Source organism: Protofrankia sp. Cas8, assembly GCF_963555845.1.
In the GTDB taxonomy this organism is placed as follows: domain Bacteria; phylum Actinomycetota; class Actinomycetes; order Frankiales; family Frankiaceae; genus Protofrankia.
Window position 1 is genome coordinate 1796 of the sequence record NZ_CAUVXI010000006.1, and the last position, 6743, is coordinate 8538.

The 6743-nt window shown below is 68.4% G+C and carries 6 protein-coding genes; 3 read left to right on the forward strand and 3 right to left on the reverse strand.

The annotated features are described in order from the left end of the window. Both U9977_RS02195 and U9977_RS02200 read left to right on the forward strand, forming a co-directional pair. The coding region (locus tag U9977_RS02195; protein WP_322747456.1) for an aldehyde dehydrogenase family protein at window positions 1-773 on the forward strand (773 nt) is incomplete at its 5' end. A gap of 254 nt (window positions 774-1027) precedes the next feature. Next, window positions 1028-1573 (forward strand): gamma carbonic anhydrase family protein, encoded by a 546-nt coding sequence (locus U9977_RS02200; RefSeq protein ID WP_322747457.1) that lies wholly within the window; start codon window positions 1028-1030, stop codon window positions 1571-1573. Window positions 1574-1590: 17 nt separating this feature from the next. Here the strand turns inward: U9977_RS02200 and U9977_RS02205 are convergent, their stop codons facing one another. After that, window positions 1591-2562 carry an inositol monophosphatase family protein gene (locus U9977_RS02205; RefSeq protein ID WP_322747458.1) on the reverse strand — a complete coding sequence of 324 codons (972 nt, stop codon included), beginning with the start codon at window positions 2560-2562 and terminating at the stop codon, window positions 1591-1593. 100 nt (window positions 2563-2662) lie between these two features. Here U9977_RS02205 and valS point away from each other — a divergent pair, with 100 nt between their 5' ends. After that, window positions 2663-5266: a valine--tRNA ligase gene (gene valS / locus U9977_RS02210; RefSeq protein ID WP_322747459.1), complete on the forward strand. Its 2604-nt coding sequence runs from the start codon at window positions 2663-2665 to the stop codon at window positions 5264-5266. A gap of 97 nt (window positions 5267-5363) precedes the next feature. Here valS and U9977_RS02215 read toward each other — a convergent pair whose 3' ends face one another. Continuing rightward, window positions 5364-6227, reverse strand: a complete 864-nt coding sequence (locus U9977_RS02215) for a hypothetical protein (protein WP_322747460.1) — start codon at window positions 6225-6227, stop codon at window positions 5364-5366. A 202-nt stretch (window positions 6228-6429) separates the two neighbouring features. Beyond that, window positions 6430-6743 (reverse strand): sortase domain-bontaining protein (locus U9977_RS02220; RefSeq protein ID WP_322747461.1); only part of this gene is annotated, 314 nt, incomplete at its 5' end.

Consider the following 6743-nt stretch of genomic DNA (forward strand, 5'->3'; position numbering starts at 1 on the left):
TCCTGGAACTGGGCGGTAAGGACGCGATGATCATTGCGGATGACGCTGATCTCGACGCGGCCGTGGACGGCGCGCTGTGGCTCGGGATCGGCAACTCCGGCCAGACCTGCATCGCCACTGAACGGATCTTCGTGACCGAGGGTGTCTACGATGCCTTCCTCGACAAGCTGGCCACCCAGGCACGAAAGATCACAGCGGGCGCCGGGGAACCATCCGGATACGGCCCGATGGTTCTCCACGGCCAAATCGAGCTCGTGCGTCGCCACCTCCACGACGCGCTGGACCGAGGTGGGCGGGCGGTGGTCGGTGGGCCTGAGTCGCTGCGCCCGCCGTTCATCGATCCGATCGTGCTCGTCGACGTGCCGGACGACGCCCTGGCGATGACCGAGGAGACGTTCGGGCCGACCCTGGTGGTGACCCGGGTGCGTGACATCGACGAGGCCGTGGCCAAGGCCAACAGCGGCGTCTTCGGGCTCGGCGCCTCGGTGTTCTCCCACCGGCACGGACGGGAGATCGCAGACCGACTGCGGGTGGGTATGGTCTCGGTCAACAATGTCATGATCTTCACTGCGGTCGGCGGGCTGCCGTTCGGCGGCGTCGGGCACTCCGGGTTCGGACGGGTACAGGGCGCGGACGGGCTGCGGGAGTTCGCCTGGCCGAAGGCGATGACCGTGCAGCAGCTGACCGCGCCGGTCAACCCGATCTCCTTCTTCCGGAAACCGTCCGCCATGACGCGGTACCGGGCGCTCACCCGCATGCTCCACGGACGCTGAACCTGCTCCACGGCAGCTGAAGCCTGCTCCGGGGCTGAACCTGCTCCGGCGCTGGCCGCAACCGCGACCGGTGACCGGGATGACCTGCGCACGCTGCGGTGACGCGGGCACCGGCCAAGCCCTTGCGGCAGGATGAAGCGGGGCCACTGCGCCCCGGAGACCTCGGCCTCCGACGGCGCGAAAAACCATGATCGCGCTGCCTTTGGCCCGTTAGCCCGCAGTGATACGCCCGACAGTGGCGTGCCCGAAGGGAGATGTCGGTGGCTGTCTACGCGCTCGGTGACCGGGTGCCCGAGATCGATCCGTCCGCCTATGTACACCCGGCGGCAACCGTGATCGGCAAGGTGACCATCGGCCCCGAGTCGACCATCTGGCCGGGCGCGGTGCTGCGCGCCGACTACGGCGAGATCCACATCGGTGCCAGGACCTCGGTGCAGGACGGCACCGTCGTACACGCGACCGCCGAGTTCCCCACGGTCATCGGTGACGACTGTGTCATCGGGCACATCGCGCACCTGGAAGGCTGCACCGTCGAGAACGGGTCGCTGGTCGGCTCGGGGGCGGTCGTCCTGCACCGGGCCGTGGTCGGCGCCGGCGCACTGGTCGGCGCGCAGGCGCTGGTCGGTAACAACGTGGCGGTACCACCGCGGGCACTGGCGATCGGCGTGCCCGCGAAGATCCGTCCGGACGCGGTGGCGGAAAACGCCTTCGCGTCCGGGGCGGCCCAGTATGCCGCGAACGGCAAGCGATACCGCGAAGAACTCCGCCGCATCGACCAATATCCATCAGACACGCCCTAGGGCCAAAGGCGATGCGGTCAGTCGCGGTCGGCGGGCGGGTCCGCGGCGAGCAGATCGTGCAACTGGTCGAACAGCTGTGGGGGCGCGGCGATGGTGAGATCGTTCGACACCGGCCGACCGTGCAGACCGCCGACGCGCAGACCGGCCTCGGTGGCGACCAGCGCCCCGGCGGCATGATCCCAGGGATGCAGGCCACGCTCGTAATAGGCGTCCACGAGTCCGGCCGCGGCCGCGCCGAGGTCCAGCGCGGCCGCGCCCATCCGCCGGATGTCGCGTACCCGCGGCAGGACGCGGGTCAGCACCGCCACCTGGCCGGTTCGCCGCTCGACCGTGTAGCCGAACCCGGTCGCCACCAGCGCGTGGGCTAGGTCTCCCACGGCCGAACCGCTCAGCGTCACCCCGTTTCGGGCCGACCCTTCACCGAGCGCCGCGGTGTAGGTGACGCCCATGGCCGGGGCGTGCACGACCCCCGCCAGCACCGTCCCGTTGATCTCGGCCGCGATCGACACCGCCCAGTTCGGCAGGTTGTAGAGGTAGTTCACCGTGCCGTCCAGCGGGTCGACGATCCAGCGCACACCGCTGGTGCCGGGGTCGTCGGCTCCCTCCTCACCGAGCAGGCCGTCCGCGGGCCGTGCCTCGCGCAGCCTGCGTCCGACCAGCTCCTCCGACGCCCGGTCGAGCGCGGTCACGACGTCCGTGGGAGACGACTTGGTCGACTCGGCTGCCACCGCCCCGACTCGTCCCCGCAGCAGGAGGTCGCCGGCCTCCTGGGCGACTGCGAGCGCAAGCTCCAGCAGCTCCTGGGGCCGCGGGCGCTCGGGCGCACCGCTGTCGGGCGCACCGCTGTCGGGCGCACCGCTGTCGGGCGCACCGCTGTCGGGCGCACCGCTGTCGGGCGCACCGCTGTCGGGCGCACTGCCAGCTGGCATCGACGCGGAGGTCCCGGTCGGAGATGTCGGATCGACGGCATACCGCGTGGTGTCAGGCACAGGCTTCATCCTGCCAACCCGCCGTGCCGGGTGGGCGAGGGGAAGCGGTGGACGCGGGCACTGCCGGCCCCGCTGTACCCGGCCCGTAGGATCGTTACCTGTGGTGACAGAAGAAGGCAGGAACCAACAGAACCCGGATCAGCCGGAACGGTCCGTTCCCGATCGGCCGACTCTCGACGGGATCGAGCAACGCTGGTCAGCCGCGTGGCAGGAGCAGGCGACCTACCGGTTCGACCGGACCGCTGACCGGGCGCGGGTCTACGCGATCGACACTCCGCCGCCGACCGTCTCCGGTTCGCTGCACGTAGGCCACGTCTTCTCCTACACGCACACCGACATCATCGCTCGCTACCAGCGGATGCGGGGCCGCGAGGTCTTCTACCCGATGGGGTTCGACGACAACGGCCTGCCGACCGAGCGTCGGGTGCAGAACCACTTCGGCATCCGCTGCGACCCGTCGCTGCCCTACGACCCGGACTACACCCCGCCGGACAAGCCCGGCAAGGAGCAGGTTCCGGTCAGCCGCCGCAACTTCGTGGAGCTGTGTGAGCGGCTGACGATCGAAGACGAAAAGGTCTACGAAGAGCTGTGGCGGCGGCTCGGCCTGTCGGTGGACTGGTCGATGACCTACGCGACGATCGACGCCCGGTCCCGGGCCGTCGCCCAACGGGCCTTCCTGCGCAACCTCGCCCGCGGTGAGGCATATCTCGCGCAGGCGCCGACCCTGTGGGACGTGACATTCCGCACGGCGGTCGCCCAGGCCGAGCTGGAGGATCGTGACCGCCCGGGCGCCTACCACACGCTCGCCTTTGCCCGCACGGACAGCGAGGGGCCGGCGACCGGCAACGGGGATGTGGTCATCGAGACCACGCGGCCGGAGCTGTTGGCCGCCTGTGTCGCCCTGGTTGCGCATCCCGACGACGAGCGGTACCAGTCCCTGTTCGGCTCGTCGGTGCGCACTCCCCTGTTCGACGTCGAGGTTCCGGTGCTCTCGCATCGGCTCGCCGACCCCGAGAAGGGGTCCGGCATCGCGATGATCTGTACCTTCGGTGACCTGACGGACGTGACCTGGTGGCGCGAGCTACAGCTGCCTGCCCGAGCGGTGATCGGCCGGGACGGCAGGCTGCTCGCCGATCCACCCGACGCGATCGTGTCGGAGGCCGGCCGGGCCTGCTACGCCGAGTTGGCCGGCCGCACCGTGCACAGCGCCCGCGAGCAGATCGTCACGCTGCTCCGCGCCGGCGGAGCGCTGCTGGGTGAGCCGCGCCCGATCAACCATCCGGTGAAGTTCTACGAAAAGGGCGACCGGCCGCTGGAAATCGTCACGACCCGTCAGTGGTACATCCGCAACGGTGGACGGGACGAGACCCTGCGGACGGCGCTACGTGCCCGCGGCGGCGAACTGCACTGGCATCCCCCGCATATGCGGGTCCGCTACGAGAACTGGGTGGACGGGCTGACCGGCGACTGGCTGATCAGCCGGCAGCGTTTCTTCGGAGTGCCGTTCCCGGTGTGGTATCCGCTGGACTCCGACGGCCTGCCCCGGCACGACCAGCCGATCGTGCCCGACGAGACCATGCTTCCGATCGATCCCTCCAGCGACACACCACCTGGATTCACCGACGACCAACGTGGTGTGCCCGGTGGTTTCGCCGCCGACCCGGACGTGATGGACACCTGGGCCACATCGTCACTCACCCCGCAGATCGCCGCCGGCTGGGGCAGCGACGACGACCTGTTCGCGCGGGTGTTCCCGATGGATCTGCGCCCACAGGCGCATGAGATCATCCGTACCTGGCTGTTTTCGACAGTGCTGCGCAGTCACACGGAATTCGGAACGCTGCCCTGGACGAACGCGGCCATCTCCGGCTGGATTCTCGACCCGGACCGAAAGAAGATGTCAAAGTCCAAGGGCAATGTGGTCACGCCCCTGGACCTGCTTGAACAGCACGGTTCGGACGCGGTGCGATACTGGGCGGCATCCGGTCGGCCTGGCACCGACACCGCATTCGATGTCGGACAGATGAAAATCGGTCGCCGGCTCGCCATCAAACTGCTCAACGCAAGCCGGTTCACCCTGGGGCTCGGCGTGGTCGAGGATCCGGGTGCAGTCAGCGAATCACTCGACCGGGCACTGCTGGCGGCGCTCGCGGATGTCGTCGACGCGGCATCCACCGCATTGGACGGTTACGACTACACCCGTGCCCTGGAACTGACCGAATCGTTCTTCTGGCGGTTCTGTGACGACTACGTCGAGCTTGTCAAGGGACGCGCGTACGGGTCGTTCGGTGCGCAGGGTTCGGCATCCGCCCGCGCTGCGCTCGCCATCGCGCTGTCCACGATTCTCTCACTGTTCGCGCCGTTTCTCCCGTTCGTCACCGAAGAGGTCTGGTCGTGGTGGAAGCCTGGTTCGATGCACCGCGCCCGCTGGCCGGAAGCTGGTGAGCTGCGCAAGTTCGCCGACACCGGCGACCCGCGCCAGCTCGAAGCGGTCAGTACCGCGCTCACGGCCATCCGGCGGTCGAAATCGGCGGCCAAGGTCTCGATGAAGGCCGAGGTGGCCTCCGCCCAGGTCAGCGGTGACGCCGATCTACTGGCCCTGGTGGCGGCGGCCGCGGCCGATCTGCGCAGCGCCGGGAGCATCACGGACCTGAGCTTCGTTGAAGGTGCGGGTGACCTGGCCATCGACGTGGTCCTGGCCTGACCGGCCCCGGAAAGGCTGACGGCTGGAAAGGGAACCTGGTAGGCCGACGGGCGTGCGATCGTCGTTTTTCTTGCGCGCTCGGAGACCCCGAGGAAATCTAGCCTGCGAGGCGGACGCCGGTCACGGTGAAGCGTTCGACGTCATACAGGTGGCCACCGGTGGAGGCGACCACGACGAGGCTCTGGCCGGGCGGCGCAGTGGTGCTCACCGTAGTCGTCCACACCGAGTTGTCCCCGCCCGCGGGCTGGCAGCAGAACTCCCCGACGACCTGGCCGACGTCGGTTCCAGACGTCGACCTGACCCAGACGTGGATGCTCTCGTCCACACCGCTGATCCGCCCGCCGACCGTCAGCGGCACCGTCACCGTTGACCCGTAGGCAGGCTGGGTGAGCGAGATGGTCGAGTCATCGGTACCGACGACCTCCCAGGGAGCGTCGGTACCGGATCCGAACCGGACGAGGTGGATGACAGCTGCAACGCCCGTACGGCCGCCTTCGGTGGCGTATCCGACCTGGACGCGAGCGTCGTCGCCGGTGATGGTGCTGGCCAGAACCCGGTCGACGCCGGCGAAGCCGAGAAAATAACGCGTGAAGGAGAGCGCGGTACCCGCCGGGTCGAGGTGCCACGGCTGGTGCCCACCCGAACGCTCGGACGCCTGCCACGCTTGTGCCTGCGCGGCGCTGGCAAAGGGCCACAACGGCTGATACGGGAATGCCTGCGCGCCCACGTCCGCACCGGGCGTTGTGGGCCTGGTGGACTGGCGTACCTGCGGCTCAACGGTGGTGGCCTGCCCGACAGGTGCCCCGGATGACGACCGCCCGGCCGCTGAGGGTGAGGTGCTCCCATTCGAGCATCCGGCCAGGACCACCATGGTGGCAAGAAAAGCTCCCAGCCGGATGGGCACGACAGCCGCGGTGGGACGCCTCCGGCGGTTGGCCGTCGAGTCGCTCCGAGATACCATGATCTTCACGGCCCCTCCGATAAGGGCTGTGACAGACCGACGCCCCTGAAACGAGGGTAACTCCCACAACACTGGGACAAGAGTAACTCCGCCCAAGGCGGCCTCGTGCCCAGCGGGGTGTCCAGATCATCTCCGCTACCCGGCACGCTGCCGCAGCTGTCCCTCCGCCCAGCCACCGCGCACCCCGGCCGGCGACGCCTCATCAAACAGCGTGTGCAAAAACGATCATATTATCGACATAGTGGTGGGTTTTTCTGTCAAAATCGCCCCCACAGGTAATCAGCCGCAGTTCCGGCCGGTCGACCTTGCCGTAGACCTCCGCCACCGGAAACGCTGCCTTCGAGACCTCCTGAATGCGGTCCACCGCAAAGTGCGCAACCGTACCGTCGGCCAGACTCACGTCGATCATATCGGATTTCTTGATCTTATCAAGCTGGTAGAAGACAGCCGGACCGGTCGTCGAGTCGTAGTGTCCGACAAGTACAGCCGCGCCAACCTCACCAGGACGCGGACCAT

What these genes read in the sequence shown, in the direction of transcription:
- U9977_RS02200 (WP_322747457.1), top strand. Translation starts at nt 1,028, where the DNA reads ATGTCGGTGGCTGTCTACGCGCTCGGTGACCGGGTGCCCGAGATCGAT.
- U9977_RS02215 (WP_322747460.1), bottom strand. Translation starts at nt 6,227, where the DNA reads ATGGTATCTCGGAGCGACTCGACGGCCAACCGCCGGAGGCGTCCCACC.